The following is a 26,032-nucleotide window of genomic DNA, read 5'->3' on the forward strand; positions in this document are numbered from 1 at the left end:
CGCCCCGAAGTAAAACCGTTCTTACTGCGGGAGTGTTTCTATTCGTTACTCGTATCACTGGATTTATTGAGCACCGTCCCGTCAGCGTGGGTCAATGGCACTCCTCGTCGAGTTCGCCGTCGCCGCCGACGAGTTTCCGCTCGGCTCGCTGTTCTCGGCGGTTCCGGAGGCGACCGTCGAACTCGAGCGGATCGTTCCGACGAACGGGGCGGTGTTTCCCTATCTCTGGATCGGCGGCGCGGACCGACACGACGTCACGGCCGCACTCGAGGCGTCGCCGCCCGCGGAGACGTTCACGTTGGTCGACGAGCTCGACGACGGCACCGTCCTCTTTCGAGCGGAGTGGGATCCGACGGCCAACGGCATCGTCAGCGCGATCGTCGACTCGAACGTCACGCTCCTTTCGGCGGTCGGCAAACGGAACCAGTGGCGGTTCAGACTCCGAGCGGACGACCACGACGCGATCAAACGGTTCCAGACCCGGTGTCGGACGAACGACGTTCGGCTCTCCGTTCGCCGACTCCAGCCGCTCGAGTCCCGCGAGACGAACACCGAGCTGACGCTGGCCCAGCTCGAGGCGCTCGAGTTGGCGTTCGAACGGGGCTACTTCGACGATCCCAGACGGGCGACGCTCGACGATCTCGCGACCGAGCTGGGAATCACCCGACAGTCGCTCGCGGGACGGCTCCGTCGCGGGCACCGGAACCTGCTCGCCCGCCTGTTCGGAATCGACGAACAGGTGGCTCGACGCGCAACGTCGTTTTCGGCCGAGTAGTCACCGCGCTCCCAGACTCTGATAGGAGTCCTGGACGTCGATGAACGCCCGAACGCGGGATGGGAGCACGAGCGACCCGTGAGCGAACGGAGTGAGCGAGAACCGCAAACGGTGTGGAAAATACTCCAGTGGTAACTATCGTATCGAACTGACGTGTACACGCCGTTATTTAATGATACTACATAGTAAGGATACGACCTACCAGTCTCTCCGGAGTAGACGTCGTATGCCCTCCGCAGACGATCCGACGGACGCCTCAGAGGCAACCGAACTCCGATACGTCGCGACGTTCGATCCCGACGCCGGCGAGCGGGCGAGCGAAGCCGTCGTGACGGCCGTCGCCGCGCTCACCGGCGACGCGACAGTAGAGCTCAGCCCGCTCTACGAGGCCGTCGAACCCGACTCGCTCGACTCGCTCGTCCGGCACGCCCGCCGAAGCGACGACGCTGGCGTCCACCAGCTGTGGTTCACCTACGAGGGGTTCGACATCGGCGTACAGAGCAACGGCGAGATTCGAATTCGACGGGGTCCCGTCGCGGCCGAGCCGTAACTCGAGTCACCGACCTCGAGCCGATGGGTCACGGGTAGCCGACCCTCGAGTAGCCGAACAGAACTCCCGCCGAGTGCGCTGTCACTCGTGTTCGTCGAGAAACGCCAGCAGTTCTTCGTTCACGTCCGCCGCATCCTCGATGAAAAACAGGTGCGAACCGCCCTCGAACCGCTCGAGTCGGGCGTTCGGAATCGCCTCCTCGAGCAGCGTCCCGTTCGCCGCGGGGACGACCTGATCGTCAGTGCCGTGGAGAACCAGCGTCGGCACCCGAATGCTGTCGAGACGGTCACTGACGTCGAAGTTCAGGACGGCGGTGGCCTGGGCCTCGCGGGCCGGGTCCGCGGCGTCCTGCTCGAGTCGCCACTCGAGGATCCGGTCCATCAGGTGCGGGTTCCGATTCGTGAACCGTTCGTTGAACGCGGGACGCATTCGATGCCGCAATTTTTCGCGCTCGGTGGCCCCCTTGGGCACGTCGAAGATGAACTCCTGGGTCTCCTCCGGTACCGGGACCGCGTCCGGACCGCCGTGGCTCGTACAACAGAGCGTGAGCGTCTTCGCGCGAGTGTACTCGATCGCGTAGCGCTGGGCGATCATCCCGCCCATGCTCGCGCCGACGATGTGGGCCTCCCGGATGCCCGCGTCCTCGAGGACGGCCTCGAGGTCGGCTGCGAGCCCGCCGATGGAGTAGCCGGCCAGTTTGAAGATGAGCGGCGCGCGGAGTTTGCGGGGCAGTCGCGGGAGGATCGGGGGGAGCCCGGTGTCGGACTGTCCCGTCCCGCGGTTGTCCGGCGCGACCATGTCGTAGCTGTCGCGGACGGCCTCGCGCTGCCACCGCCACATCCACCGGCCGTAGCCCAGTCCCTGCACGAAGACGACGGGCGTCCCGCCGTCCTCGCTCTCCTCGCGCTCGTAGTAGATCGACACACCGTCGCGTAGCGCCCGTGGCATACTCGGAGTGACGTATCGGATCCCCTTGAAATCGACCCTCGTTTGCGCCGTCAGCACCGGGAGTGGCCGACGATCGAGCGATCCAATCAACGGTTACCACCCTCCGCGATCCGACGAACAATCAGCGGGTTTAACCCCGCGCAGTAACATCCCATTACCGATGCAGCGACTGCACGCCCGGTACCCGTTCCTCGAGGCCGCCCGCGACGCGGTGGCGACGGAGGCCGTCGATCTGGCCACCGTCGTCGAGCAGGACGAGGCGGTCGTCGACCGCGCTCGAGAGCGCGTCGTGGCGGCCCTCGAGGACGGCGAAACCGGCGAACCGCGGCGGGAGGCCCGCGTCGAGTTGCTCTCCTATCCCGTGGCGCGCGTGCTCGTCTCGATGGTCGAGGAAAACATCCTCGTACGCAAGTACGCCCGCGCCGAAGCCGCGACGGCCTACGACCGCTTTACGGCCGACCTCGAGGAGACGACCGAACTCAAAAGCGTCGAGTCGACGGGGCTCGACCTCGAGACGCTCCTCTCGGAGTTCGACCTCCACGGCGACGTTCGGGAGACCCCCGACGGCTACCGGATCGACGTCGGAACCTACCTGCCGCTGGCCGAAGACTGCTGGGACGACGAGTGGCGACTCGTCAACCGCGCGCTGGCCGACGGCGAAGTGCCGGTCTCGGAGGCCGAACTCCTCGTCTTGCTCCAGGAGGCTATCCGAAGCCGGATCGAGGAGGGGCTTCCGTTCGACGTTCCCGACGTCATCGCGACGGCGCTCGAGGACGAGGAAGCCAAGATTCGGGAGGTGCTTGCCGACCTCGAACTCACGCGGGAGATCGACACCGTCGTTCCGGACCTGTTCCCGCCGTGTATGAAGGCCCTGCTCGATCAGATTCAGAAGGGCGAACACCTCCCACACCACTCACGGTTTGCGATCACCGCCTTCCTGGCGAACATCGGGATGACGACCGACGAGATTGTCGATCTCTACCGCGTCAACTCGTCGTTCGGCGAGGAGATGACTCGCTACCAGACCGATCACATCCGCGGCGACTCCTCGCCGACGGAGTACTCCGCGCCCTCCTGTGCGACGATGCAGTCCTACGGCGACTGCGTGAACAAGGACGACCTCTGCGAGCGCATTCCGCATCCGATGGCCTACTACGAGGAGCGGATCGACGACGCCGACGACGACGAGGTCGAGGACTGGCGGGAGGAGGGCGACGAGGGTCAGGAAGCGAGCGGCGATTGATCGGGACGGACCGGCGCTACCGAGCGCGCGACTATTTTTCGGGCTCCTCGGACAGTTCGTCGGCCTGTCGCTGAATGTCCTGTAACGCCTGTTCCTGTTCGCCACGAGCGAGACCGCCCGATTCGACGTGTCGGCCCTCGTACTGCCACGACGGGATCGCGTCCCAGACGTCGGACTCGCCGTCGGTCGTCCCGCCCTCGTCATCGCCGCCCGTTTCCGACGTTGACCCGGACGACGACAGCAACAGAACGACGCCGAGCACGGCCAGAACAGCCAGTGCACCGCCGGCCAGCACCGGATCGACGACGGAGGTCGTCCGTACGAGCAGCGAGGTGCCGAGGAGCACGAAGACGGCGACGGCGGCGAGCCGTCGAAGACGACGCCCCGATTCCGCTCGCGACTCCGAACTGGCGTCGATATTGTCCATATCTACTGTCATCTACGGGGCGTGAAAAAGATGTCGCAGATTCGCCAGTTCGGCTCACCGGCCAGCGTGGACGGCCGAACTCAGGCCGCGCTCTGGGCGTCCGTGTCGTCGTCCGCCTCGAGTCCGTCCTCGGGATCGTTCAGGACGAACGCGAGGGCGATGCCGACGGCGGTCAACAGGAGGATGAAGCCGACGATCGCGATGACGAGCATCTCCCCGCCGTCGGTCGACATGGCTTGTCCGTTGCCACCGTATTCGGAGCCGATACCGATCATGACGCCGAGCATCAGGAGAACGGCGGCGACGGCGACGACGATTTCGATGATTCGCTCACGCTCGAGCATTACTGGATCGATTTCGGCGGGCCGGGCAAAAGCGCTTCGAAGGGCGCGCCGCGACGACCGGGACCAACTCGGCCGACGATCGTCCTCGACAACACTGGAATATCTCCACTCGAACTGAAGGGGTTGCCAGTCGTACCCATTATAAAGCAGCTGCCTGCAACTGCCGGCAGACGTGTTATATCGATCGAACGCCTAGAAACGTCGAATAGCCAGCCGACTACAACAAAGCCGATCAGCACGTCCTGATCGCATCGCTCCGACGCACCTATGAACACAACAGCGTCACCGAAAACACCACTGCCAGTACCGCCGAGCAACCGCCTCGAGGCGCGGGCGCGCCGCGCTCGCACCGAAGCGATGTCCGTCCTCTCGCTTGGCGACGGCCTCTACGAGGTCGAATCCGCCAGCGATCACACCTACCTCGTCGACCTCGAGGGCGGTCGCTGCACCTGTCCGGACCACATCTTCCGGGAGGCCCGCTGCAAGCACATCCGCCGGGTCGCCATCGAGATCACCGACGGCCGAACGCCCCCGCCGGGCGAGGTCGCGGTCGCCTGCCACGACTGCGGAACCGCCGTCTTCGTCGACGAGGACGCGGCGGACGCGCCCGCCTACTGCGACGAACACGCGATCTGGCCGGGCAGCGCGGTCCGCGACCGCGAGACGGGCGATCGACTCACCGTCGTCGACGTCTCCGATCTGCGGGCCGACGCGGTTCAGATCGGCGCGGCCGACTGTTCCGTCGCAGAGTACGCGACGAACGAGAACTACGAGCCCGACGCCCCCGTCGTCGGGGCCGTCTACCCCCACGCGACCGTCGCCACGAACGGCGTCATCCCGGGCTCGCTGAAGGTCTACGTCTTCCCGCGGACGCGACTCGAGAAAGCGGCGTAGCGGTTCGTCCGAAAATTCGGTTTTCGCTTCCGGCCCGCCCCGAGTAACTTTCGGTCGGCGACACGCGCCACTCGAGTCCCTAAACCATCGAAAACGAATTACCCGTTGACTCACCGCCGTTTTATTGAGACGCGCCAACAACTACCAGGCTATGAGCGACGGGATCGACTACGGCCAGTTCGCGGAGGGACGTCACGTCAACTACTGGAAGCTCGATCACGCCCTCGAGCGCGAACTGCGCCGGATCTACACCGACGCGGAGTTCGAGTGGGCCGAGTCCCGGCTCTCCGAGTTCGGCGAGATCGTCGGCCACACGATCGCGGACAACGCCGATTATATCGACGATCACGGCCCGGAACTCGAGCCCTACGACAAACACGGCGAGGTCCAGAACCGCGTTCGCTACCCCACCGAACAGCTCGAGAACGAACGGTTAGCCTACGAGATGGGGATCGTCGCCGACTCGTTCGAAGCCCCGCCCGACCGCGAGGAGCCGATGCCGCTGTCGCACAACCTCGCGATGCAGTACCTGCTGTGTTACGCCGACCCCGGCTTCGACTGTCCGGTGGCGATGACCGCCGGCGCGGCGCTCGTCCTCGAGAAGTTCGACGACGGCGACCTCGAGGCCTACTACGAGGCCCTGACCAGCCGGACCTACGAGGACCTGATCGAGGGCGCGATGTTCCTCACCGAGAAACAGGGCGGCAGCGACGTCGGGGCGAACGAGACGCGCGCCGAGTACGATAACGAGGCGGAGTGCTGGCGCCTCTACGGCGAGAAGTGGTTCTGCTCGAACATCGACGCCGAGGGAACCCTCGCGCTCGCCCGAACCGAGGACGCCCCCGAGGGCACGCAGGGACTCTCGATGTTTCTGGTCCCTCACGCCGACCCGGACGAGGCCGGTGACGGCCCCTACACGAAGGGCGACCGACTCGAGGACGGCCGGCTATCGCCCGACGGGGTGAACGACCAGCTCTACCGGCGGCTGAAGGACAAACTCGGCACGATCGCCGTCCCGACGGGCGAGGTCGAGTTCACCGGCGCGAAAGCCCACCTCGTCGGCGAAGAAGAGAACGGCTTCAAACAGATGACCGAGATGCTCAACCTCGAGCGACTCTCGAACGCCGCCGCTTCCTGCGGGATCATCGGTCGCGTGCTGCTCGAGAGCAAGATCTATGCCGCGAACCGCGAGGCCTTCGGCGAGACGATCGACCAGTATCCGCTGATGCGCGCGGATCTGGTCGACATGGCCGTCGACCACGAGGCCGCGATGGCGTACACCTTCGAGGCGGCGCGGCTGTTGTCCGAGCGCGAGCGGGCCGAACGCGGCGCGGATTCGACGGAGAGCGCCACCGACGCCGAGGACACCTACCGCCTGATGCGACTCCTGGTGCCGATCGCCAAGGCGCGAACGGCGCGAATGGCGGTCGACACCGCCTCCTACGGGATGGAGATCCACGGCGGCAACGGCTACGTGAACGACTTCGTCACCAACCGGCTGCTCCGGGACGCACAGGTGCTGCCGATCTGGGAGGGCACCGAGAACATCCTCTCGCTGGACGTGCTGCGGGCGCTCGAGCGCGAGGACGCCCACGAACCGCTGTTCGAGGCGATCGAGGACCGACTCGAGACCGTCTCGCATCCGGCGCTCGCGGACGCCGCCGAGACGGTCGAAGCGGAGTACCACGACCTCGCGGGCGCGCTCGCGACGTTGGCCGGCGCGGACGGCGAGTACGCACAGCTTTCGGCCAAACGCCTCGCCCACTACGTCTTCGACGTCTTCACCGGCGCACTCCTCCTCGAGGAGGCCCAAACGAAACTCGACGACGGAAACGGCAGGATGGCGCTCGTGGCTCAGCGGTTCGTCGCGAACGAACTCGAGACTCCCGACGCGAGGGGGATTTCGAGCGGCGATCGGTTCGCGCTCGAGGCGTTCGAACCGATCGTCAGAAACGCGTCGGTCGACCCCGAGACGCTCTCGGAGCCGATGGCGGCGGACGATTGAGCGTCCCTTCAGGCAATCGAGGGCCGTCAGTCGAGTTCGGAGCCGTCCTCCGAGTACTGTAGTTCGACCCCGTTGTCGACGAGCACGTTCCACCACACCCACCAGAACGCCAGGTAGAGAACCGAGGCCCCCGCTGCGAACGCCAACATCGGCTCGGCTGGTGGGAGTGTCATGGTACACGCCTCACGTCTCGAACACCTCTCCGCCGCGTCTCGAGGTGGTTCCCGGTCGGCGACGTACGCACGTCGTCGAGACGAGTGTGTGAACGTTGCACACGGGCAAATAGGTTCGCCCCACCACAGTCGGTCGCGTCGGAGCGATCAGTCGGTCGCGTCGGAGCGATCAGTTGACCGCGTCGAGACAGTTCGGGCTGTTCCTCACTCGAGCATCTCGGCGGCCTCTTCGACGTCCATCACGCCCTGTTCGACGGCGTTGAGCACGCGGAGGACGTCTTCGTCCGGCCCGTCGTCGGCGTCGTCGCCGACCTCCGCGAGCGTCACCTTCTCGCTCTCGCCGACGAACTCGGCGAAGTCGGTGCCGTCGGCGATGGCCGTCTCCTTCTTGACGCGGTAGTTGCCGCCGTCGGTCACGTAGAGGTCGCCGGGGTGGAAGAAGTACCAGTCCTCGCGGTCGAATCGAACACCGATGCGCGGTTTCGCGCCGAAGTTTCGGGAGAAGTAGATCAACGCCTCCACCTCTTCGCCGGTGAGATAGATAGGGTCGCCCGAACTCGACTTCGCTTCGATCGCGTAGAACTGCTCGCCGTCGCCCGCGAGGACGTCCGGCAGTTCGCGTTCCGTCGCGGAACCGCTCGCGGGTGCACGCATGACCGCGAACCCGGCCTCGTCGAGCGCGTTGACGAGTTCCCGTTCGCGTCTGTCACCCTTCGCCTGAGACATACACGCTCTCACCCGCCTGCCCTAATAAAGGGAGGGAGAACGCGGCGACACTGATCGGCCGTCTACAGCGGGATCAGTGCGATCGCCTCGAGGATGATCGAGGGCGCGGTCTCGGCGTCGTCCAGTCCGAACTCGATCGCGAGATAGAGCATGGTGAACTGGAAGGCGTTGAGCACGGCGTGGGCGATGGTCGGCACGAGGAGGTTGTCGGTTTTCGCGTAGAGGTAGCCGAAGATCACCGAGCCGCCGAACATGATCGTGAGCGACGCGAGCGTCGCGACGAACGTCTCGGCGAGGAGGTACATCGGCAGGTGAACGGCCGCGAAGATCAGACTCGTGACCAAAATCGCGTTCGTCCGCGAAAAGCCCTCGTAGAGCCGTTTTTGGATGACGTTCCGGAAGAGGAACTCCTCGGCTGGGGCGTTGAAGAAGAAGACGATGAAGATCATGATCAGGATCATCGTCTGGTTCTCGCCGACGATATCCATCACCTGACTCTCCGCGGCGGGCACGTCGAGCAGCATAAAGAGGATACTCACGGCGTAGAGGAACACGATGATGCCGACGCTGCCGCCGATCAGGTACTTCCAGTCGTTTCGGGTCGGGACGCGGAGATCGATCCACGACAGTCCGCGATCGGTGGCGAGCAGGTAGATCACGCCGGCCAGCGCCATCCCGACGAAGTTCAACATCAAGAGGAGCGTCCGCCCGCCCATCGAGGCGTCGCCCAGCGAGCCGCCCATGACGGCATCGAGCAGGGAGGGATCGACCAGGAAGGCGGGAAGCGTTGCGAACTCCGCCATGAGGAGGCCGAAGACCGTCAATCCGATCGCGACGAACGTCGATCGGAGCGGCGCACCGTCACGCTGTTCCGAATGCGAGGGCGTTTCCATGCGGAGGGCTACGGCGTCGCCCTCCTTGGGTGTTCCTTTCTCGAAACAGCACCGAGAACGACCGACCGAACGGCCGGCTTACGTCCCATCGGCAAACGAGAGCGCCCCGTTCTCGAACAGCTGAGCCAACAGTCGCTGCTGACCGATCCGGAGGTGCCGGTTGATCGTCGGCTGGGTCACTTCGAGCATCTCGGCGATCTCCTCGCCGGTGCTCTCGCGGGGCCACTCGAAGAAGCCGGCCAGGTACGCCGTCCGGAGCACCTCGAGCTGGCGATCGGTCAGGTCGTCGAACAACGACGTCAGCTGTCTCGTGTTGGACGCTCGCCTGACGTGGCGACGCGACTGAAGTTCGACGCCGGCGTACCGCTCGGCGACCATCTCGACGAACTCCCTGACGTCGGTGGTCGTGGGAACATCGACGGTGATCGTCGTCCGGTCGCCGTCGGCGGTGATCGACCGCGGGCTGGCGCCGTGACGAACCAGTCGAGAGGCGACGACGTCGCCCGTGACGGCCGCCTCGAACAGACACTGCTCGTCCGACTCGGTGACGAGTCGAGCGTCCGTTACGGAGACGAGCTCGTCGAGGACAGTACGGACGTCGGCCGGCGCGACGCCGGCCGTCTCGAAGAACAGCACCGTTTCCGAGCCGGAGTCGACGCCGAGTCCCTCGTACTCGACGGTCGCACCGGTCTTCCTCGCGATTTGGGACAGCACGTCGTCGCTGCCCTCGAGTGCGAGCGTGAGTTCGACGAGCGTCTCCGCGTGGAGCGCTTCCTGAGTCTTCGTCGCGTTCGTCGCGTTCGCGATCCCCTCGCCGAGCTCCGCGAACACCGTCCGCTCGAGGTCGGTGAACGCATCCGGCTCGTCGGCGTACACCGTGAGCACGCCGTAGCTGTACTCCTCGAACGACAGCGGTACGGAGAGCACCGACTGGAAGCCCGCATCGAGCGCGCTGCTCCGCCACGGCTCGTCTTTGAGTCCCTCGACGACGTTCTCGACGACCGAGGGCGTCCCCGATCGGACGGTCCGAACTGACGGCTCGTCCACACCGGCTTCGAGATCGAACGAGACGGCGTCCAGATACTCCGGCTCGTCGCCGGCCCAGGTCCGCGGCTCGAGTGTCGTTCCGGCGGCGTCGACGTCGCCGATCCAGGCGAACGCGACGGTGTCGCCCTCGACGAGCCGTTCGGGGACGGTTCGCTCGATCTCCTCGCGGCTGTTAGTACCGATGAGCGAGCGGTCGATACCCCTGATGATCTCGGTGATCTGGATCTGCCGGCGGAGCCGGCGATTCTGGGCTTCGAGCTCCGCGTCGCGCTCCCGGAGGCTCGCCTCGCTCTCGAGGCGGTCGAACGCAGCTTCGGTCGTCGCAACGAGGGTCTCGACCAGTCGTCGCGTCTCGTCGTCGATGGTGGCGGGCGGAGCGACCAGGACGAACACCCCGTGGTCGCCGATCGGGACCAGCAAGCCGCCCGGCACGTCGCCGCCGAACAGCGGCGAACGGTCGCCGGTGACGGCGTCGTCGACGACCGTCTGCGAGCCGGCCAGGTACGTGTTCCAGAGCACGGAGTCGCCGTCGCCGACCGCGATCGGCGGCGCACCGCCGGTCCGATCGGTGAAACCGTCCGTGAGCGCGGTCGGCTCGAACCGGTTCGTTCCCGAATTCAACAGGTAGACTCCCGCGCTCCCAGATTCGAGGATGTCCGCGGCCGTCTCGACGACCAGCTCCGCGACCGCCGTCTCCGTCTCGGCGTTGAGCAGGTCGCGTGCGGTCTCGTGGAGCGACTCGAGCGCGAGTTCGCGTCCCTTCTGCTCGGAGATATCTTTGACCGAGCCGCGGTACGCCCTGAGGTCGCCCGCCGCGTCGAAGATCGGCTCGCCGGTCGCCCGGACCCACCTGCTCTCGTCCCCGTCGGGTTGGAGTCGGGCTTCGAAATCGTAGCCCCGCTCGGCGTCCATCGCGTTTCTGAGACGGGTGCGAACGGACGGACGATCCTCCGGGTGGTAGCACTCGAGGGTCGTCTCGAGCGTCGGCGTGACGTCGTGGGGCAGGCCGAGCAAGCGGTAGCACTCTTCGGTCCAGGTCGCTTCCGGCGGCTCGGCGTCGACGTCCAGTTCCCAGCCGCCGACCTTCGCGATTCGCTGGACGCGCTCTAACAGATCGGTCGTGCGCTCGAGTTCGCGTTCGCGCTCCTTGCGCTCGGTGATATCGCGGACGACGCCCGCGGTGCCGGCGAACTCGCCGTCGTCCATCGGTAACAGCGCGACGTGGTTCTCCGCCTCGATCACGTCGCCGTCAGCGGTCCCAAGGTCCATTTCGAAGGTTCCGTACGGTTCGCCCTCGCGGAGCAGGTCGCGAACCAACTCCCTCGCCGCCTCGAGATCCACGCTCGTCATGACGTCCGTAACGTCCCAGTCGAGCATCTGCTCGGGCTCGTAGCCCGTAAGCGACTCCATCGCGTCGTTTACAAACTGGAACTCGCCCGATTCGTCGAGCGTATAGACCGGGTCACCGACCGCCTGAATGATCGTCTCGTAGCGCTCGAGTTCGCGTTCGCGTCGTTTGCGGTCGGTAATCTCCTGAAACGCTCCCCGAACTTTGACGACGGCGCCGTCCGCTTCGACGGGATCGCCGATCGTGCGTACCCATCGGTGATCGCCGTCATCCGACCGGAGCCGGACCTGGAGGTCGTACGGGTCGCCGTCCTCGACGGCGCGCTCGAGCGCCGCCCTGACGGTCGGCCGATCCGCTGGGTGGTAAAACTCGAGCGCTCGCTCGACGTCGACCGCTTCGCTGGGCGGAAGCCCGTGAATCCGGGACACCTGATCGGTCCACTCGAGATCGTACGGCTCCTCGGTCACGTCGAGCTCCCAGGCCCCGATGTTAGCCAGCCGCTGGGACTGCTCGAGGAGCCGCGTGGTTCGCTCGAGTCGACGTTCGTTCTCGATCTGCTGCGTGACATCGGTGATGACACCCTCCAGCGACTCGAGTTCGCCGTTCTCGTCGAAGACGCCTCGTCCGCGTTCGCGGACCCAGCGGCGGTCGCCGTCGGCCGTCTCGATCGGGAAGGTTACCTGAAACGGCTCCCGGTTCGCGACGGCCTGCTGGACCGTCTCCCACAGCTCGTCGTGTCGCTCGAGGATGATATCCGAGGCCCAGCTCACGTCACCGTTCTCTAGCGTTTCGGGGTCGTAACCCGTGAGTTCGAAACAGCCCTCGCTAACGAAGTCGAACGGCCAGTCCGGTTCGTTTCGACACCGGTAGACCATTCCGGGAACGTTGCTCATCAACGTCGAGAGCTGGCGTTCGCGCTCTTTGCGTTCGGAGATGTCGCGACCGATCCCCGTGACGACGGCGTTCCCGTCGAGATCCTCGAGTTTGGAGCCGACGAATTCGTAGGGAATCGACTCGCCGTCGGCGGTGAGCAGCGACACCTCCACGCGCGCAGAGCCCGTCTCGAGCGCCTCCTCGATCGCCTCGGTGACCAGTTGCTGATTCGCGGGCGAAAAGAACTCGGCGGCGTTCATCGATTCGATCTCCGCCTTCGAGAAACCGGTCACCGACGAGAGCGTCTCGTTCCACCGCTGGACGTCGCCGTCCTCGTCGATGACGTAGAAGATATCGTCGACGGCGTCGAGCAACTCGTCGGTGTACGCCGTGTACCGTTGTAACTCCCGTTCGCGGGCCTTCTGCTCGGTGATGTCGCGACTGATAGCCACGAACCGATTCGCGTCCGGGAGATCGAGGTGTAGCAGCTGTATCTCGACGGGAAATTCCGAGCCGTCACGGCGCAGATAGCGCCCCTCGAACGTCCGTCGGTCACCGACTGATACCCTTTCGAGCACCGATTTGACGTCCGCTTCGTCGACCAATTGATCGTACGTCCAGATTCCCGTCCCGAGCAGTTCGTCCTCCTCGTACCCCAGTTCGGTACGGAGCCGTCGGTTCGCGTCGACGATCCGCCCGTCGGCGTCGAGAACGTCGATCATGTCGGGGGCGCTCTCGAACAGCGTCTCGAGTCGCGCGTTCGTCGCTTCCAGCCGTTGTTCGCGTTCCTTCCGCGCGGTGTCATCCCGACCGGAGACGACGATCGAAACGACTTCCCCTGCCTCGTTCGTCACCGGCCGAAACGTGCCGCTCACCCACCGTCGATTCCCGTCCGGGTCGTTCAGCTGCGCTTCGTACTCGACGTACACCCCGGATTCGGCGCGGTCGATCCACGCTTGTACGTCCGCCGTCGGCGTGTCAGCCCACCAAGGCATCGCTGGGAACGGCTCGCCGATCGCTTCCTCCCGACCACTGTCGAGATACTCGAGGGCCGTCTCGTTGATCCGTCGCACCGTCCCGTCCGGGTCGAGCAGGGCGACGAGCGTTTTCGGATCGTCGAAGACCGCCTCGAACTGTCGGTCCCGTTCTCGAGCCGTCGTCGCGAGCGTTTCGATGGCCGCCGACAGTCGACCCAGTTCGTCGTCGCGCTCGAGGTCGAACGTCGGCTTCGCCGCTCGGATCTCCCCCGCGCCGACCCGTGCCGATGCGTCCGCAGCTTGTTCGTTCGGAGCTGGTGTACCTGAGTCCGTCTCGTCCCGTTCCGTCGCGTCCACAGCGGCTCCGTCCCGATTCGTTCCGTCTCCTGGCCTCCCGTTCCGGCCGGCTCCGTCCCGGCCCGGCGCCGGTAGCGAACTGTCGGCCGTGAACTCGGCGACGAACGACTCGAGGTCGGTCGCGAGTCGCTCGAGGGCGGTATCCCGGTCCGGATCACCGGACGCGGCGAGTCCGAACAGCAGCGGCAGGACGACCGGAACGCCCGGCGTCGGTTCCGCTATCGAACTCGGGGCGATCGATGCGGCCGATCCTACGGAATTCGACGCAACAATTAGTAGTCCGATCAACGCGGCGAACGCAAGCGAGAGGAGGCCGAGAGCGAGCACTCGTGTCTCTCGACCGGTGGGACACGCGAACGATCCCCTGCAAGACGAAGGGATAGCCATACAGCGGGTATGCAACGCCCGCAAATGACGTTCGTGGTTTCGTTCCCTCTCAGACCTGGCGTATTTAATATCTTCAAAGATACATAAAATGTAGTGAGCGAGGAGCGAGGGGGCAGGCAGCGCAGAGCGCAACGGGTTGGAGACGAGTACCCGGACGGAGTCGTGCAGTTTCGACCGGGCTTCTATACACGTAGTGTCTCGATCGCGACGAGATTACGTGTATAATGGACAGGAGAATAGCCGTCGTTCGCGTTCGGACGAACATAATGCCCGAAGCGACGCTCGACTACCACAACGATTCGATCAGCCTCACCGTTATCGACGCCCTCGCCGACGCGACCGAGACTGATCCGACCGAACTCGAGCCCCTCTACCACGTCGTCGATCCCGAAGCGCTCGACCAGCTATTTTCGGGAAACGCAACGGTCAACGGCCGGGTCCAGTTCTCGTACGGCGATCACGCCGTCGAAGTCCGAAGCGACGGGACCATCCTGATCGACGGAACGGTCCATGTTCGTGCGTAAGCGGTGGCTACTGCCGACTCGAGTGACGTGCCCGCTACCGATGGTCGACAGCACGCGGCTCGAGCGACCGACTCGAGCGGAGGCCAACTGACGATGATTCCGTCGATCGCGACGAACGACGGCGACTGTTCGCCGGTTTCCAACTCGATCACCGCGCTCGTCGTCGCGAACGATCACCGGTACGGAGACCACCTCGAGGCGACCACCGGAGACGGGTTCACGATCCGGACGGCCGAGTCGATCACGGACGCGATGGCGCGGCTCGAGGACGTCGACTGTCTCGTCAGCGAGTACACCCTGGCGGACGGCGACGGTCTCGACCTGCTCGATCGGGTGACTGACCGAACGCCCGCGCTGCCGATCGTCTTCCTCGTGGACGACACCCACGACTCGTCGGTCGCTCTCGACGCGATCCATAGCAACCGATGGGCCGACTGCGTCGCCCACCCCGACACGACGACGCTTCCCGACCGACTGCGCCACCGCGTCGAGACGCTCGTCGAGCACCGCCGGCTCGCCGCCCTCTCCCGCCGATCGCTCGCGAGCGTCGAACTCGCCCAGGACGCGGTCGCCATCGCCGCACCCGACGGCGATCTCGAGTTCGCCAACCGATCGTTCGCGATGCAGTTCGGCGCCGATCGCGACGCGCTCTGCGGGACCGCCTGGCAAGCACTGTTCACCGACGACTGTGTCGAACGCCTCGAAACCACCGCGATCCCGACAGTCGCGGACGGCTGGCGCTGGACCGGGAGCTGTACCGGACGGCGGGGCTCGGGCGAGCCGTTCGACGTCCGGGTTCGGCTCGGGGGACTCGACGACGGAAGCCTCGTGTTCGGCGTGGACACGCCGGCCAGCGACGGTGGAACGGACGAAGCGGCGTAACCGGACGCGGTGCTCGAGTTGTGAAGTTAGTATGGGGAGATCCCGGGGTTAGTCTCGTAGCGACGCTGGTACGGACAAGCGGTCTGTTCATGCTGGCGGCAACTATTTCCACGTCGCTCACGGTTCACTTCGTTCCCCGTTCACACCCTTGAGGCGCTCACTTCGTGTCGCGCGGTTTTACCGCGCGACCAGTTCGCGGGACCGGAGGTCCCGCGCAAACGCTCGTTCGTAAACTCACTCGCTCATCTCTCGCGCATTATCGACGACGCGCTCGAACATCGTGAGAACGCGTCGCCGGTGCGCGCCACCGCAGCAAAGTGACATCCTCCTCGCCGTAAACGGCGAAGCTTCCCACGCATGGAGAATACCAGTTAGTCCTCGTCACCAGAACCAGAGGTTCTGGTTGGCTCACGAGACATGGTCTCGTGAACGCTGGCAGAGGGTTTTGACTCTCGAAACGCCGTGAGCGTCATCTGCGCTGGTGCGCTCTTCTCACGTTGTCGTTCGAGAGACCGGGATCGTCTCTCGTGACCACGAGACGGCGGAGCCGTCTCGGTCGGAGTCGTGGCGGTGTCACAACCGCTCCCATCCCGAGGCGAGTCATCGCGTTCCGCCTTGTCAAGCGAGACGCTCTCTCCCCACGGGTCAACCCGTCGTGCGATATTCGCGGAAGCGTTGATGTCGGCCTGAAACGTCGAAACGTGGCAGTCGTCGTGGGGACACCGGAACTCAGCTTGGGAGTCCCGCCGACCGATACGGTGGCACGAGTGACACGTCTGCGAGGTGTACGCTGCGTTCACGTACTCGACCGGGATGCCTGCCTCCGTCGCCTTGTCCTCGATGCGACCTTGGAGTCGGGCGAACGCCCACGAGTGAAGCCGACGGTTCATATACTTCCCGTAGTCGAGTCGTTCTCGGATGTACGTCAAATCCTCCATCACCAACACCGGATTCTCGTACTGTTTGGCGTACTCGACGGCTTGTCGAGACGCTTTCTCCACGATATCGGTGAGCGCGTTCTGGTAGCGCGAGAAGCGGTCGTCAATCCGCCACTCGGACGCATCACGCTCTTGGAGGCGTTTCAGGGTTGTGTGCATCTCTTTGCGGAGATGCTTCGCTCTGCTTCCGTCACACACGAACGGGTCAGTCGGAGAACCGTCCTTGAGGGCACAGCCCGTGATGAGGGCGGTTTCTCCGATGTCTAAGCCGATGTGTGTGGCGTCACCATCCTTCGTTGGTTCTTCGACTGGGTACTCAACGGTGACGTGCAGTACCCAGTTCTTCCGGTGCTTCTGAAGCCGTATTTCGCCCGCCTTTGCGTCCTCGGCTACGAGGTCGTGCCAGAGGTCTTCCTGTTCGGGGTTAATGCGGAGCGGTATCCAGAAGTTCGTCCCCCGACCGGGACGGGGAACCCACCATGTGAACTCGTAGTCACGCTCGTCGGAGTAGTCGAACTTCGCAGCTTGATTCGTGAGCCGTATCGGGTGTTCGTCGTCCAACTCCTTCGCGTCGTACGTCTTGCGGAGTTTCGGAACGTAGTTGCACAGAGCAGCTTTCGCCTGATACGGAAGGTCGTAGGGCGTCACGATGCCGCTGACCGCCGACATGGTACTTGCCCCGGCGTCGAACGCCTCTTGCAGACCGTCACGGTACGTTTTGAGTAGGTCGTCGAGTTTCGACTGCTTGTGGGCTGTCGGTGGGGCTAACGTCGCTTGAAGCGTCTTAGTTACCGTCGTCACTGGCGTCTAATCCTTTCTCGATTAGTTCAGCGTAGGCACGAGGATGTTGGATGCCATTGTCGCGGGCGTAGTCTTTCACCCGTTCATGGAGGCCGCTACCTCGCTCCATATCGATTTCAGTTCGTACGATTTTTTGTTCGTTATTTTGTCACTAATAACTTCCGTTCGGTATTCGGGCTGCTGTAGACTGTAGGTTGCGTAGTCGAGTGACGCGATTCACGCCCGCCGTGAACGGCGGGATTCTCTCGCTGTTTAAAGATAGCACCAGCAGGGTCGAGACGTTCGTAACCGCTACGTCTGAGGTGCTCCGGGTGAAATCCCTATGTTCCGTGGTCCCACGACCCCATGTAGTCGCGCTGGGTGTCCGTCAGCGAGTCGAAGTCGACGCCTTCGGCCGCGAGTTTGATCTCGGCGATCTCCTTGTCGAGTTCGTCGGGAACGTCGTGGACGCCGGCCTCGTACTCGTCGCTGTTCTCGAGCAGTTCACGCACACAGACGGCCTGAATACCGAACGACTGATCCATCACTTCGACGGGGTGGCCCAGCGAGATGGGCGCCGCGAGGTTGACGAGTCGCCCCTCGGCGATGACGTTGAGTCGGCGGCCGTCCGCGAGTTCGTACGCTTCGACGCCGTCGCGGGCCTCGTAGCGGTCGACCGCGAGATCGTCGAGCGCCTCGAGGTCGATCTCGATGTCGAAGTGACCCGCGTTGGCGAGCAGGACGCCGTCCTGCATCGACTCGAAATGCTCCTCGACGATGACGTCTCGGTTGCCCGTCGTCGTCAGGAAAACGTCACCGACCTCTGCCGCGTCGGCCATCGGCATGACGTCGTAGCCCTCCATGTGGGCCTCGAGCGCACGGCGCGGCTCGACTTCGGTGACGATCACGTTCGCGTTCTGGCCCGACGCCTTCCGGGCGACGCCCTTGCCGCAGTAGCCGAAGCCGGCGACGACGACGTTCTTGCCGGCCCACGAGAGGTTCGTGGTCATGGCGATCGACGCGAGGGAAGACTCGCCGGTGCCGTGGACGTTGTCGAAGAGGCGTTTCATCGGGGTGTCGTTGACCGCGAAGACGGGATACTCGAGGGCCCCGTCCGCGTCCATCGCGCGCAGGCGGTGGACACCCGTCGTGGTCTCCTCGGCCCCGCCGACGATGCCGTCGATCAGTTCGGGGTAGTCCTCGTGGATCGCGGCGACGAGGTCCATCCCGTCGTCGACGGTGACGGTCGGTTCGTGGGCGATGACGGCCTCGATGGCCGCGTAGTACTCCTCGTCGTCGACGCCGCGTTTGGCGTAGCTCGTGATGTTCTCGTGCGTGTCGAGCGCAGCGGAAACGTCGTCGTGGGTCGACAGCGGGTTGCAGCCCGTGACGGCGACTTCCGCGCCGCCCTCCGCGAGCGTCTCGACGAGGATCGCCGTCTTCGCCTCGACGTGCATCGCCATCGCGATTCGCTCGCCCTCGAAGGGCTGGTTGGCGACGAACTCCTTGCGAACGTGCTCGAGGATGGGCATGTGCTGGGTCGCCCAGTCCATCTTTCGGCGGCCTTCCTCCTGTGCGGCCTCGAGATCCGCCAGTTGCTCGCTGATCGGCGGATACGCAGTGTCGGTCATACCTCAATCGAAGGGAACGGCGGGGAAAACGCTACCGAAGTCACGGAAGGCTCATCCCAGTTACGGTCGATCGAGGCTATCGGCGAGTCGGATGCCGATATGCCCACAGAGCAGTGCAAGCGCGAACGCTGGAATCCGAGCGGACGCAGAATCCGATCCAACAACTACGGCCGCGGTACTCCAGCTGATCACAAATCCAAGACCCGCAACGAGAACGACAACTACCGTTGCAGCCTTCGAACGTTCGATATGGGCGAGCGCGGCTGAACCGACCGCTCCAGCGACGACACCTCCCACGATCGACGGCACCACGCCGATTGATACGAACGATCGGACATCAACGACAAACAGGTGAGTTCCTCCCAGGAGAAACAGTCCGAGTGCGAGGTCTCGGATCAACGGACTCGAAAAAGAACGAACCCTCATGGAGACATTCATTAGCCAACTAATGACCTCGTTGTGAGTACATTTGGTACAGATCTTACAGCCATCATCGGTAGGATATGGCGACTTGAGCGTTGTATTATCGACATGTTACTACTTATTATGCAGCCGTATTTATACCTCATCCATATAAGTAATAATTCGAACGTCAGTGACGGGATCGTGCCTCTGACAACCCGATCGGAAAGCCGTCCTCTGACATCCGTTTTTGGCCCGTCAGCCACCTGAAGAGCCAGAAGTCGTCAAACTCCTCAACAGTTATCAATCAGACGAGCCGCCAGCATGCTCGGGCGGCCCGCCGCCCTGGCCGTTGTCACCGTCGGACTCGTCATCGCCGGTATCATCCGACGGACCACCGGCGTGGGCTGGTGGTCCCTGTCGGTCCTCGTCGTCCTCACTCGGCGGGCCGGCGTGGCTCGGCGGGCCCGCGTGATCCGGTGCGTTACCGGGGTTGTTCTCGACCACGAAGGAAGCGATCTGGAGTCCCCGCGGCTCGTCGTCGGTCACGTTGTTAGTCTTGAAGTCGTTGAGGAGTTGCCCGAAGTTCTCCGGCCCCTCCTCGACCGGCTCGAGGGTCGTCTCCGTCTCGACTGACTCGTCGTCGACGGTCGCCTCGAGCGAGATGTCGACGCTCTCGTTACCCGTCGGAGCCTCGAGGGCGAACGTTCCGTTCTCGTCGGTCGTGTGCGTCCCCGTATCCGCGTAGGAGGCATCCTCGTCGACGGTCGAGACCGTGACGCTGGTGTTCGCAACGCCGTCACCGTCTGCAGTGAGCGTCGCGGTCACGTCGGCACCGTCCTGCGTGACGCCGATCGAGGCGTTGCCGTCAGCCTCCGCATCGTCGGACTCCTCGTCGGTAGAGTCGTCAGCGTCGTCGGACTCGTCCTCAGATTCCTCCTCGTCGGATTCCTCGGGCTCCTCGTCGTCCGATTCTTCAGTAGAATCGCCCTCAGTTTCCTGGGACTTCTCGACATCTTCGTCCGTAATCGAGGCGGTCGGTTCCTCTGCGGTCGCGCTCGCGGCTGCGACGCCCGGCAGGGCGAACACTGACAGCACCATAACGGTGGCCAGCACCACCGCGAATAGTTTTCCTCTGCTCATCCGCTCGAGACATTCAGTACGTCGTGAATAAACCCCGTCGGCAGTTCTCGACGGTTCCGGTTCGGCAAAACGGTTGTAGAATCGTTTCGAGCGTTTATAATGTGTTGTGAAGGTTTAGTTTCCGTTCACGCCGGTCGAGACAACGGTCAGTTTTCGGCGCGATCGACCAGCGCTTCGGCGGCCTCGCTCGCCTGCGTTCGAACCGCCTCCTCGTCGAGGGTCGACACGTCGCGGTCGCGCATGAGCACCTGCCCGTCACAGATCGTGTGGCGGACGTCGGACGCCGCCGCCGCGTACGCGAGGTGGCTCACGAGGTCGTGACGCGGGGTCAGGTGGGCGGACTCGAGGTCGATCACGGCCAGATCGGCGGCTGCACCTGCCTCGAGACGGCCGGTATCCAGACCGATGGCGTCCGCGCTGCCCTGGGTCATCATCTCGACCACCGATTCGGCGGGCACCGCGCTCGCGTCGCCGGTCTCGAGTTTGCCGATCATGGCGGCGTCGCGGGCCTCGTCAAGCATCGAGAGATCGTTGTTCGAAGCTGCGCCGTCGGTGCCGATACCCACCGTCACGCCGGCGTCGAGCATGCGCTGAACGGGAGCCATCCCGCTGGCCAGTTTCATGTTCGAGGCCGGGCAGTGAATCACGCTCGTTCCGGCCTCCGCGAGCAGACCGATCTCGCTCTCGTCGAGGTGGACGCCGTGGGCGATAAAGTCGCCTTCCTGGACCATCCCGCGCTCTGCGGCGTAGGCCATCGGTCGAACCCCGTGTTCCTCGACGATCGGCGTCACCTCGTTCGTCGTCTCGTTGGCGTGGTAGTGAATCGGCACGCCGAGGTCGCGCGCCTGCGGGACGAACTCCTCGAGATACTCGCTCCCGATCGTCGTCAGCGAGTGGGGCATAAAGGCCGTGGAGATCCGGCCGTCCGCGCGGCCGTCGAGTTCCGCGGCCACCTCGAGTCCCTCCCGGGCGTCCTCGCGGGCCTCCTCGTCGTCGGATGCGACGGTGACGATCCCGTGACCCAGTCGGGCGCGGAGGCCGGCCTCCTCGACCGCGTCAGCGATGTTCGGGACCATGAAGTACATGTCCGCAAAGGCGGTCGTCCCGGATTTGATCATCTCGAGCGCGCCGAGTCGCGTGCCGTGGTAGACGTCGTCGGGCGTCAGTTCGGCTTCGGTCGGCCAGATATCCTCCTGGAGCCAGGCGTCGAGTGACTTGTCGTCGGCGTAGCCGCGCATGAGCGTCATCGCGACGTGGCAGTGGCCGTTGACGAAGCCGGGCGTGACCAGCGAGTCGGTGGCGTCGAGCGTTTCGTCGGCCTCGCCCGCGAGGTCGTCGCCGATCTCGAGAATCTCGCCGCCGTCCTGATCGACCAGTACGTCCGCGCGCGTGACCGTGATGTCGGGCAACAGCACCTGCCCGCCGGTGATCGCCAGTGTCGTCATGGCTCTGGGTTTCTCCCGCGAGGGCCTTATACTGTCGAAAGGGAGTCGGCCGTCCGCCGATAGCACGTCCACAGCGATTCACGCGCGCAACAAGTCGCCGGCAGACGATCCCGGCGGAGTCAGCACGGTTCACACCGCCAGTGGTTCTCGCGCTCGTAAATTTCGTAGTCGAGACCTTCGAGTGCCGCCCTCGTGTCGCCGGGAACGTCACCCGCGAGCCCCTCGTCGTGAATCTCGACGAAAACGGTCGGTCGGTGACGCTCGAGCGTCGCTCGAGCACCCCGGAGGACGGCGGGGGCCGCGCCCTCGACATCGAGTTTCAGGTGATCTGGCGGTGGGAGATCGTCCTCGAGCACGATATCGTCCAGCCGACGGATCGGAACCGACCGAACGTCAGCGACGGTAGCCGCCCAGCGGATCGTGCTCGCGCGGTCGAACGCCGACAGCTCGGGAGACGTCGAGACGTAGAACGGACGCTCGCCGGAGTCGTCACCGACGCCGCAGGCCAGGACGTCGATCCGGCCCTCGAGGCCGTTCGCGCGAACGTTCCGTCGCAGTCGCTCAACAGTGGCCGGCGACGGCTCGAACGCGACGACCCGGCGGCCGAGTGCGCCGCTCGTCAGCGCGAGCGCGTAGATCCCGACGTTCGCACCGATATCGTAGACGACGTCCGAGGGGCCACAGCAAGCAGCCAGTTCCGCGAGCATCGCGTCGCTCCCGTGGCGGTTGAGCGGTTCGTAACAGCGAAACGTCCCCGCCGGCGTCCGATTTCGCCGCGCGAGGAGTTCGCGGTCGTAGTTCGCGGCGGCGAGGCGGTAGTACCCCCGGTAGCCGACGCTGCGAGCGGTACGGAGCGTCCGGTTCGCGAGAGACACCAGTTCCGGCAGCGCCATCCACTCGGTAGTCTCGAGACGGATCCGATTGTATATGCGGTCCCTACGCCGACGCAGGTGGCGGAGTTCGGCCAAACGACTACGTCGAGGTCCGGTGTATTCCTCGAATATGGAGGGGGAGACGGTCGATCGACTCGTTTCCGACGCGCTCGAGGCCGAGGTCCGGTCGCGGTATCGGCCGCAGGCGGGGTCAGTTGCAGAGACCGTCGTCTGCCGGCTCGAGACGGGTGACGGTGGTGGGGAGGACCGGCCCTCTCGAGTCGTCTGCAAACGCGGCGGGGCGAGCGTCTGGACGGGTGACGTGACCGAACCGCTCGTCCTCGAGCGCGTCGCCGAGGCGACCGATCTGCCAATTCCTCGCGTGCTCGCAACCGGCTCGCTTGCGGACGACTCGAACGGTCACCTCGAGCGCTGGGCGATCTACGAGTTTCGGGAGGGGACGAATCCCGGACCCTCGTACGTCGACCTCGAGCCGACCGTTCGCCGACGGCTCGTCGCCGATGCCGGCGAACTGCTGGGACGGCTCCACGGGACGTCGGCGCTCGCGTTCGACCGCGTCGCCGGACTGGCACGCGACACGGACGACGGGTCGCTCTCCCTTCGAGAGCCCGATGGCTGGCACGCAGTCGACCCAGGGTGGCTGCTGGCGGAATTGCCGGTCCCCTTGGCCGGCGACAAGGACTTCCGCCCGGTGTTGACCCACGGCGACTACCAGCCGAGCAACCTCCTCGTCGACGACGAGGGTGCCGTGACGGCCGTCCTCGACTGGGGGAACGCCCACGTCACGCACGCCGAGTACGCCCTCGCTCGAGCGGAAGCCCGGTTCGTCGACGTCTATGCGGGTCGGCTCCCGCGGGCCGAACGGGGGCGGCTCCGAGGGCTGTTTCGACGGGCGTACGCGAACGGCGCACCGCTCGAGACCGGGTTCGATCGGCGCGCGCCGATCTACAAACTGCTGTGGGTCGCCCAGTCGGGGGCGAACTACCTGCGAATCGCTCGCGAGCCCCGCGGCCGACGACAGCTCCGGACGCAGGTACGGCGGCTGCTCGAGTGAGTCGCACCCGAAACGGGTCGTGCGTTCGCCTCGAGACCGCCGCGGCGGGGTAGAGCCGAGCCCGCCCCGGACAGTCGGCGGGTTTATCCCCTCGTTTGTCGACACGTCGACTATGAACGGAAGCGGGGACGACCGCGACGGTCGGACCGAGACGGACGCCGAGGGCCGCGAGGGGTACGGCGTGAACCGCGACTGGGAGCGCAACCGGGAGGAGTCTCGAGTCGAGGAGCGGCCGACCGCCAAATCCGGCGACGACCGATCGTCCTCGAGTCCGACACCGGGCGCGGACCCCCCTCGAGAACGAGGTTCGGACCCCTCGGAGCCCCCGGATCCCGAGACGGTCCGCAACTGGACCGCGCTCACGGTCGCGCTCGCGCTGGTCTCCCTCGCGAGCGCCGCGGCGATTTTCGTCGCCTACGACGCGCCGACGGCCGCCGCCGGGGCCGTCGTCCTCGGTGCGGGGTTCGGTGCCATCGCGCTCGTCGGTCGGACGGCATCGCCCGCCGTTTTCGGCCACCTCGACGACGCCTGGGCCGAACACCGGCTGTACGTCTGGTTCTCGACCGGACTGTTCGCCGTCGGCGCCCTCCTCGGCGCGCTGCTCTACTTCGCCGGCGTGAACCTGATCGACTTCTTCCTCGAGATGGTCATGGAGGAGTTCGGCGAGGACGAACTTCCCGGCGGAACGGACGGCGAACTCGGCGAGGAAGCCGGGCTCGAGCTCACGGCCTCGTTTTTCATCGCGAACAACACGCCGCCGTTTCTGGCGGCCATCTTCGGTGCGCTCACGCTCGGAGTCCTGACGCTCTTCATCATGGTCTTCAACGGCGTGCTCGTCGGGAATATCGCCGTCTTTGCCGGGTCGGAAACCGGATTCGGCGTCATTCTCGCACTGCTCGTCCCCCACGGCATCTTCGAACTGCCGGCGCTGTTCATCGCCGCCGGCGTGGGCTTTCGATTCGTCCATCGGGTCGGCCAACGAATCGCCGGCACTCGAGACGCGCTGTTCACCAGGGGCTATCTCCTCCGGACCGCCGCGCTGGTCGTCTTCGCGTGGCTGATCCTCGTCCTCGCCGCGTTCGTCGAAGCCTACGTGACGTTTCTTGTCGCGGACGCGCTGTTCCCGGGACAAATGGGCTGAGACACTTGAAAACGGTATGTTCGTCTCTGAACCACTACAGGTTCGAACCGACTACTAAACCCCGATCAGTTACAAACGGTGATCACAGCGTCGCGCTGCGTACAACTCGCATCTCAGCATGGACGACCAAGACCGCTCAGAGATGCTAACCGACGAAATAACGATTCGGAGGAGATAGCAGACGAAAGAGCTAGAAACAGCTAATCGCTAGCAGAAAGTCGCTCGCGATACTGAGGATCTTCCCCTATCATTGACCGAATTTCGTCGCGATTGTATCGAACGAAATCGTTCTCTTGAGAGACACCATCAAGGCGGTCAAGTACAGAGTTGAACCCCTCAGTGCCCTGTTCCAGCGACTGGAGGACACGGGCGTTATCCGGGTTCATACGAATCACAACGGGAACGGTAGATAAATAATTGATGGTCACTCGTATCAGTCGAAATGATGATGTTTTAGGATTTGGATCGGATCTAGGCGTACTCACTGATGATCTGGCGGCGATCTCGAAGTAAGTGAGCATACTTTTCTTCAACATCAGCAAAGAGCCACCCATAAAACTCTTCAACACACTCGTTATACTGCCTTACTTCCTTTCGGAGATCTAGGTACTGGCCATCTCTCTCTCTTGAAGATACTCCACGGCAGGTTTGCGATTATCATGCTCGACCCAGTCTAGAAGTTCTTGTCTGTGAATCACGACACCTGTCTCTGGCTCGAGACCGAAGAAGTTGTATTTCGTCTGTGTAAGCAAACAGGGTGTCTGGATTTTCTGAGTCATGACGCGAATCGAGTTAATATAATTCCCTCGCTCTGCGAGGCCGCTTTCACGGAGCGTATCGAGGTACGGCTCAAACGATTCATATCTCCCAGGCTTACATCTCTCGTTATCACAGTCGCAGTACCACCTCGACTGAAAACTCTGCGCTTTGGAAAATAATCCATAGGCGGCCGAGAAATAGTCGTGCGATTTGACGAGGAACTCGTCGTTATATTCTTCGCGTAGTGATTCTCCTTCCCCAGCCGGGAGCTGTTGGCGAATCTCGTCGAGAAATACAACGAAAGAATCCGTGTGTCGAAAGAATATCTGGAGAGCGCGCTGAAGACTGTCACGCTGCCAAACAAGATGTTGTCCACGGTGATCAGCTAATTCACTCAGAACGTTCCCAAACCCCTCATCCATTGTATATCGCACCTCTAGGATCTCAAATAAGGCCTCATCCCTTACTTAAGC

Annotated in this window: 23 protein-coding genes; 9 read left to right on the plus strand and 14 right to left on the minus strand. The window is 64.2% G+C overall.

Annotated features, from left to right (window positions below):
* The first annotated feature begins 94 nt into the window (after positions 1–94).
* Together ACSFDB_RS17565 and ACSFDB_RS17570 are read left to right on the plus strand one after the other, a co-directional pair.
* Entirely contained in the window at positions 95–775 is a 681-nt protein-coding gene (locus tag ACSFDB_RS17565) for a helix-turn-helix domain-containing protein (RefSeq protein WP_440772202.1), read from the plus strand.
* A gap of 226 nt (positions 776–1,001) precedes the next feature.
* Positions 1,002–1,325: a HalOD1 output domain-containing protein gene (locus ACSFDB_RS17570; protein WP_440772203.1), complete on the plus strand. Its 324-nt coding sequence runs from the start codon at positions 1,002–1,004 to the stop codon at positions 1,323–1,325.
* An 81-nt stretch (positions 1,326–1,406) separates the two neighbouring features.
* On the opposite strand, the gene ACSFDB_RS17575 is transcribed toward ACSFDB_RS17570, so the two are convergent.
* On the minus strand, positions 1,407–2,273 hold the full coding sequence (locus tag ACSFDB_RS17575; protein WP_440772204.1) for an alpha/beta fold hydrolase: 867 nt from the start codon (positions 2,271–2,273) through the stop codon (positions 1,407–1,409).
* Positions 2,274–2,433: 160 nt separating this feature from the next.
* Here ACSFDB_RS17575 and priL point away from each other — a divergent pair, with 160 nt between their 5' ends.
* The gene (priL, locus tag ACSFDB_RS17580) at positions 2,434–3,516 is read left to right on the plus strand and encodes a DNA primase regulatory subunit PriL (RefSeq protein WP_440772205.1); all 1,083 of its coding nucleotides are present in this window, start codon (positions 2,434–2,436) and stop codon (positions 3,514–3,516) included.
* 31 nt (positions 3,517–3,547) lie between these two features.
* Here priL and ACSFDB_RS17585 read toward each other — a convergent pair whose 3' ends face one another.
* Together ACSFDB_RS17585 and ACSFDB_RS17590 are read right to left on the minus strand one after the other, a co-directional pair.
* Positions 3,548–3,943: a hypothetical protein gene (locus ACSFDB_RS17585; RefSeq protein WP_440772206.1), complete on the minus strand. Its 396-nt coding sequence runs from the start codon at positions 3,941–3,943 to the stop codon at positions 3,548–3,550.
* Between the two features lie 80 nt (positions 3,944–4,023).
* Complete coding sequence (locus ACSFDB_RS17590; RefSeq protein WP_440772207.1) at positions 4,024–4,287, minus strand: DUF7472 family protein; 264 nt, start codon at positions 4,285–4,287, stop codon at positions 4,024–4,026.
* Positions 4,288–4,554: 267 nt separating this feature from the next.
* On the opposite strand from ACSFDB_RS17590, the gene ACSFDB_RS17595 reads away from it, so the two are divergent.
* Complete coding sequence (locus ACSFDB_RS17595) at positions 4,555–5,181, plus strand: SWIM zinc finger family protein (RefSeq protein ID WP_440772208.1); 627 nt, start codon at positions 4,555–4,557, stop codon at positions 5,179–5,181.
* A gap of 151 nt (positions 5,182–5,332) precedes the next feature.
* Positions 5,333–7,186 carry an acyl-CoA dehydrogenase family protein gene (locus tag ACSFDB_RS17600; protein WP_440772209.1) on the plus strand — a complete coding sequence of 618 codons (1,854 nt, stop codon included), beginning with the start codon at positions 5,333–5,335 and terminating at the stop codon, positions 7,184–7,186.
* A gap of 26 nt (positions 7,187–7,212) precedes the next feature.
* On the opposite strand, the gene ACSFDB_RS17605 is transcribed toward ACSFDB_RS17600, so the two are convergent.
* The 4 genes from ACSFDB_RS17605 to ACSFDB_RS17620 all read right to left on the minus strand — a co-directional run bounded on the left by ACSFDB_RS17605 (position 7,213) and on the right by ACSFDB_RS17620 (position 13,907).
* Positions 7,213–7,359, minus strand: a complete 147-nt coding sequence (locus ACSFDB_RS17605) for a hypothetical protein (protein ID WP_175529312.1) — start codon at positions 7,357–7,359, stop codon at positions 7,213–7,215.
* A gap of 204 nt (positions 7,360–7,563) precedes the next feature.
* Positions 7,564–8,085: a Holliday junction resolvase Hjc gene (gene hjc / locus ACSFDB_RS17610; RefSeq protein ID WP_440772210.1), complete on the minus strand. Its 522-nt coding sequence runs from the start codon at positions 8,083–8,085 to the stop codon at positions 7,564–7,566.
* 62 nt (positions 8,086–8,147) lie between these two features.
* Positions 8,148–8,978 (minus strand): CPBP family intramembrane glutamic endopeptidase, encoded by an 831-nt coding sequence (locus tag ACSFDB_RS17615; protein ID WP_440772211.1) that lies wholly within the window; start codon positions 8,976–8,978, stop codon positions 8,148–8,150.
* Positions 8,979–9,056: 78 nt separating this feature from the next.
* The gene (locus ACSFDB_RS17620; RefSeq protein ID WP_440772212.1) at positions 9,057–13,907 is read right to left on the minus strand and encodes a PAS domain S-box protein; all 4,851 of its coding nucleotides are present in this window, start codon (positions 13,905–13,907) and stop codon (positions 9,057–9,059) included.
* A 326-nt stretch (positions 13,908–14,233) separates the two neighbouring features.
* Here ACSFDB_RS17620 and ddfA point away from each other — a divergent pair, with 326 nt between their 5' ends.
* Together ddfA and ACSFDB_RS17630 are read left to right on the plus strand one after the other, a co-directional pair.
* Positions 14,234–14,491 carry a DdfA family disk-determining factor gene (gene ddfA, locus ACSFDB_RS17625; protein WP_440772213.1) on the plus strand — a complete coding sequence of 86 codons (258 nt, stop codon included), beginning with the start codon at positions 14,234–14,236 and terminating at the stop codon, positions 14,489–14,491.
* A 93-nt stretch (positions 14,492–14,584) separates the two neighbouring features.
* The gene (locus tag ACSFDB_RS17630; protein ID WP_440772214.1) at positions 14,585–15,373 is read left to right on the plus strand and encodes a PAS domain-containing protein; all 789 of its coding nucleotides are present in this window, start codon (positions 14,585–14,587) and stop codon (positions 15,371–15,373) included.
* 371 nt (positions 15,374–15,744) lie between these two features.
* On the opposite strand, the gene ACSFDB_RS17635 is transcribed toward ACSFDB_RS17630, so the two are convergent.
* From ACSFDB_RS17635 to ACSFDB_RS17660, 6 genes are all read right to left on the minus strand, one after another.
* The gene (locus ACSFDB_RS17635) at positions 15,745–17,112 is read right to left on the minus strand and encodes an RNA-guided endonuclease TnpB family protein (protein ID WP_440772215.1); all 1,368 of its coding nucleotides are present in this window, start codon (positions 17,110–17,112) and stop codon (positions 15,745–15,747) included.
* A 320-nt stretch (positions 17,113–17,432) separates the two neighbouring features.
* Positions 17,433–18,722 carry an adenosylhomocysteinase gene (locus ACSFDB_RS17640; RefSeq protein ID WP_440772216.1) on the minus strand — a complete coding sequence of 430 codons (1,290 nt, stop codon included), beginning with the start codon at positions 18,720–18,722 and terminating at the stop codon, positions 17,433–17,435.
* Positions 18,723–18,782: 60 nt separating this feature from the next.
* Positions 18,783–19,160 (minus strand): hypothetical protein, encoded by a 378-nt coding sequence (locus tag ACSFDB_RS17645; RefSeq protein WP_440772217.1) that lies wholly within the window; start codon positions 19,158–19,160, stop codon positions 18,783–18,785.
* Positions 19,161–19,427: 267 nt separating this feature from the next.
* Complete coding sequence (locus tag ACSFDB_RS17650; protein ID WP_440772218.1) at positions 19,428–20,267, minus strand: hypothetical protein; 840 nt, start codon at positions 20,265–20,267, stop codon at positions 19,428–19,430.
* Between the two features lie 146 nt (positions 20,268–20,413).
* Positions 20,414–21,712, minus strand: coding sequence for an amidohydrolase (locus tag ACSFDB_RS17655; protein WP_440772219.1), 1,299 nt, complete (start codon positions 21,710–21,712; stop codon positions 20,414–20,416).
* Between the two features lie 119 nt (positions 21,713–21,831).
* Complete coding sequence (locus ACSFDB_RS17660) at positions 21,832–22,605, minus strand: FkbM family methyltransferase (RefSeq protein WP_440772220.1); 774 nt, start codon at positions 22,603–22,605, stop codon at positions 21,832–21,834.
* Between the two features lie 109 nt (positions 22,606–22,714).
* Between ACSFDB_RS17660 and ACSFDB_RS17665 the strand changes: the two genes are divergently transcribed.
* Positions 22,715–23,659, plus strand: a complete 945-nt coding sequence (locus ACSFDB_RS17665) for a phosphotransferase family protein (RefSeq protein WP_440772221.1) — start codon at positions 22,715–22,717, stop codon at positions 23,657–23,659.
* Positions 23,660–23,771: 112 nt separating this feature from the next.
* A complete protein-coding gene (locus ACSFDB_RS17670) occupies positions 23,772–24,800 on the plus strand; it encodes a stage II sporulation protein M (protein ID WP_440772222.1) in 1,029 nt (342 codons plus the stop codon).
* A 602-nt stretch (positions 24,801–25,402) separates the two neighbouring features.
* Here ACSFDB_RS17670 and ACSFDB_RS17675 read toward each other — a convergent pair.
* On the minus strand, positions 25,403–25,981 hold the full coding sequence (locus ACSFDB_RS17675; protein ID WP_440772223.1) for a hypothetical protein: 579 nt from the start codon (positions 25,979–25,981) through the stop codon (positions 25,403–25,405).
* Positions 25,982–26,032 lie beyond the last annotated feature (51 nt).

The sequence above is a fragment of the Natronorubrum amylolyticum genome (assembly GCF_052040145.1).
Classification (GTDB): Archaea; Halobacteriota; Halobacteria; order Halobacteriales; family Natrialbaceae; genus Natronorubrum.

What these genes read in the sequence shown, in the direction of transcription:
- ACSFDB_RS17565 (WP_440772202.1), top strand. Translation starts at nt 95, where the DNA reads ATGGCACTCCTCGTCGAGTTCGCCGTCGCCGCCGACGAGTTTCCGCTC.
- ACSFDB_RS17570 (WP_440772203.1), top strand. Translation starts at nt 1,002, where the DNA reads ATGCCCTCCGCAGACGATCCGACGGACGCCTCAGAGGCAACCGAACTC.
- ACSFDB_RS17575 (WP_440772204.1), bottom strand. Translation starts at nt 2,273, where the DNA reads ATGCCACGGGCGCTACGCGACGGTGTGTCGATCTACTACGAGCGCGAG.
- priL (WP_440772205.1), top strand. Translation starts at nt 2,434, where the DNA reads ATGCAGCGACTGCACGCCCGGTACCCGTTCCTCGAGGCCGCCCGCGAC.
- ACSFDB_RS17585 (WP_440772206.1), bottom strand. Translation starts at nt 3,943, where the DNA reads ATGGACAATATCGACGCCAGTTCGGAGTCGCGAGCGGAATCGGGGCGT.
- ACSFDB_RS17590 (WP_440772207.1), bottom strand. Translation starts at nt 4,287, where the DNA reads ATGCTCGAGCGTGAGCGAATCATCGAAATCGTCGTCGCCGTCGCCGCC.
- ACSFDB_RS17595 (WP_440772208.1), top strand. Translation starts at nt 4,555, where the DNA reads ATGAACACAACAGCGTCACCGAAAACACCACTGCCAGTACCGCCGAGC.
- ACSFDB_RS17600 (WP_440772209.1), top strand. Translation starts at nt 5,333, where the DNA reads ATGAGCGACGGGATCGACTACGGCCAGTTCGCGGAGGGACGTCACGTC.
- ACSFDB_RS17605 (WP_175529312.1), bottom strand. Translation starts at nt 7,359, where the DNA reads ATGACACTCCCACCAGCCGAGCCGATGTTGGCGTTCGCAGCGGGGGCC.
- hjc (WP_440772210.1), bottom strand. Translation starts at nt 8,085, where the DNA reads ATGTCTCAGGCGAAGGGTGACAGACGCGAACGGGAACTCGTCAACGCG.
- ACSFDB_RS17615 (WP_440772211.1), bottom strand. Translation starts at nt 8,978, where the DNA reads ATGGAAACGCCCTCGCATTCGGAACAGCGTGACGGTGCGCCGCTCCGA.
- ddfA (WP_440772213.1), top strand. Translation starts at nt 14,234, where the DNA reads ATGCCCGAAGCGACGCTCGACTACCACAACGATTCGATCAGCCTCACC.
- ACSFDB_RS17630 (WP_440772214.1), top strand. Translation starts at nt 14,585, where the DNA reads ATGATTCCGTCGATCGCGACGAACGACGGCGACTGTTCGCCGGTTTCC.
- ACSFDB_RS17640 (WP_440772216.1), bottom strand. Translation starts at nt 18,722, where the DNA reads ATGACCGACACTGCGTATCCGCCGATCAGCGAGCAACTGGCGGATCTC.
- ACSFDB_RS17645 (WP_440772217.1), bottom strand. Translation starts at nt 19,160, where the DNA reads ATGAATGTCTCCATGAGGGTTCGTTCTTTTTCGAGTCCGTTGATCCGA.
- ACSFDB_RS17650 (WP_440772218.1), bottom strand. Translation starts at nt 20,267, where the DNA reads ATGAGCAGAGGAAAACTATTCGCGGTGGTGCTGGCCACCGTTATGGTG.
- ACSFDB_RS17655 (WP_440772219.1), bottom strand. Translation starts at nt 21,712, where the DNA reads ATGACGACACTGGCGATCACCGGCGGGCAGGTGCTGTTGCCCGACATC.
- ACSFDB_RS17660 (WP_440772220.1), bottom strand. Translation starts at nt 22,605, where the DNA reads ATGGCGCTGCCGGAACTGGTGTCTCTCGCGAACCGGACGCTCCGTACC.
- ACSFDB_RS17665 (WP_440772221.1), top strand. Translation starts at nt 22,715, where the DNA reads ATGGAGGGGGAGACGGTCGATCGACTCGTTTCCGACGCGCTCGAGGCC.
- ACSFDB_RS17670 (WP_440772222.1), top strand. Translation starts at nt 23,772, where the DNA reads ATGAACGGAAGCGGGGACGACCGCGACGGTCGGACCGAGACGGACGCC.
- ACSFDB_RS17675 (WP_440772223.1), bottom strand. Translation starts at nt 25,981, where the DNA reads ATGGATGAGGGGTTTGGGAACGTTCTGAGTGAATTAGCTGATCACCGT.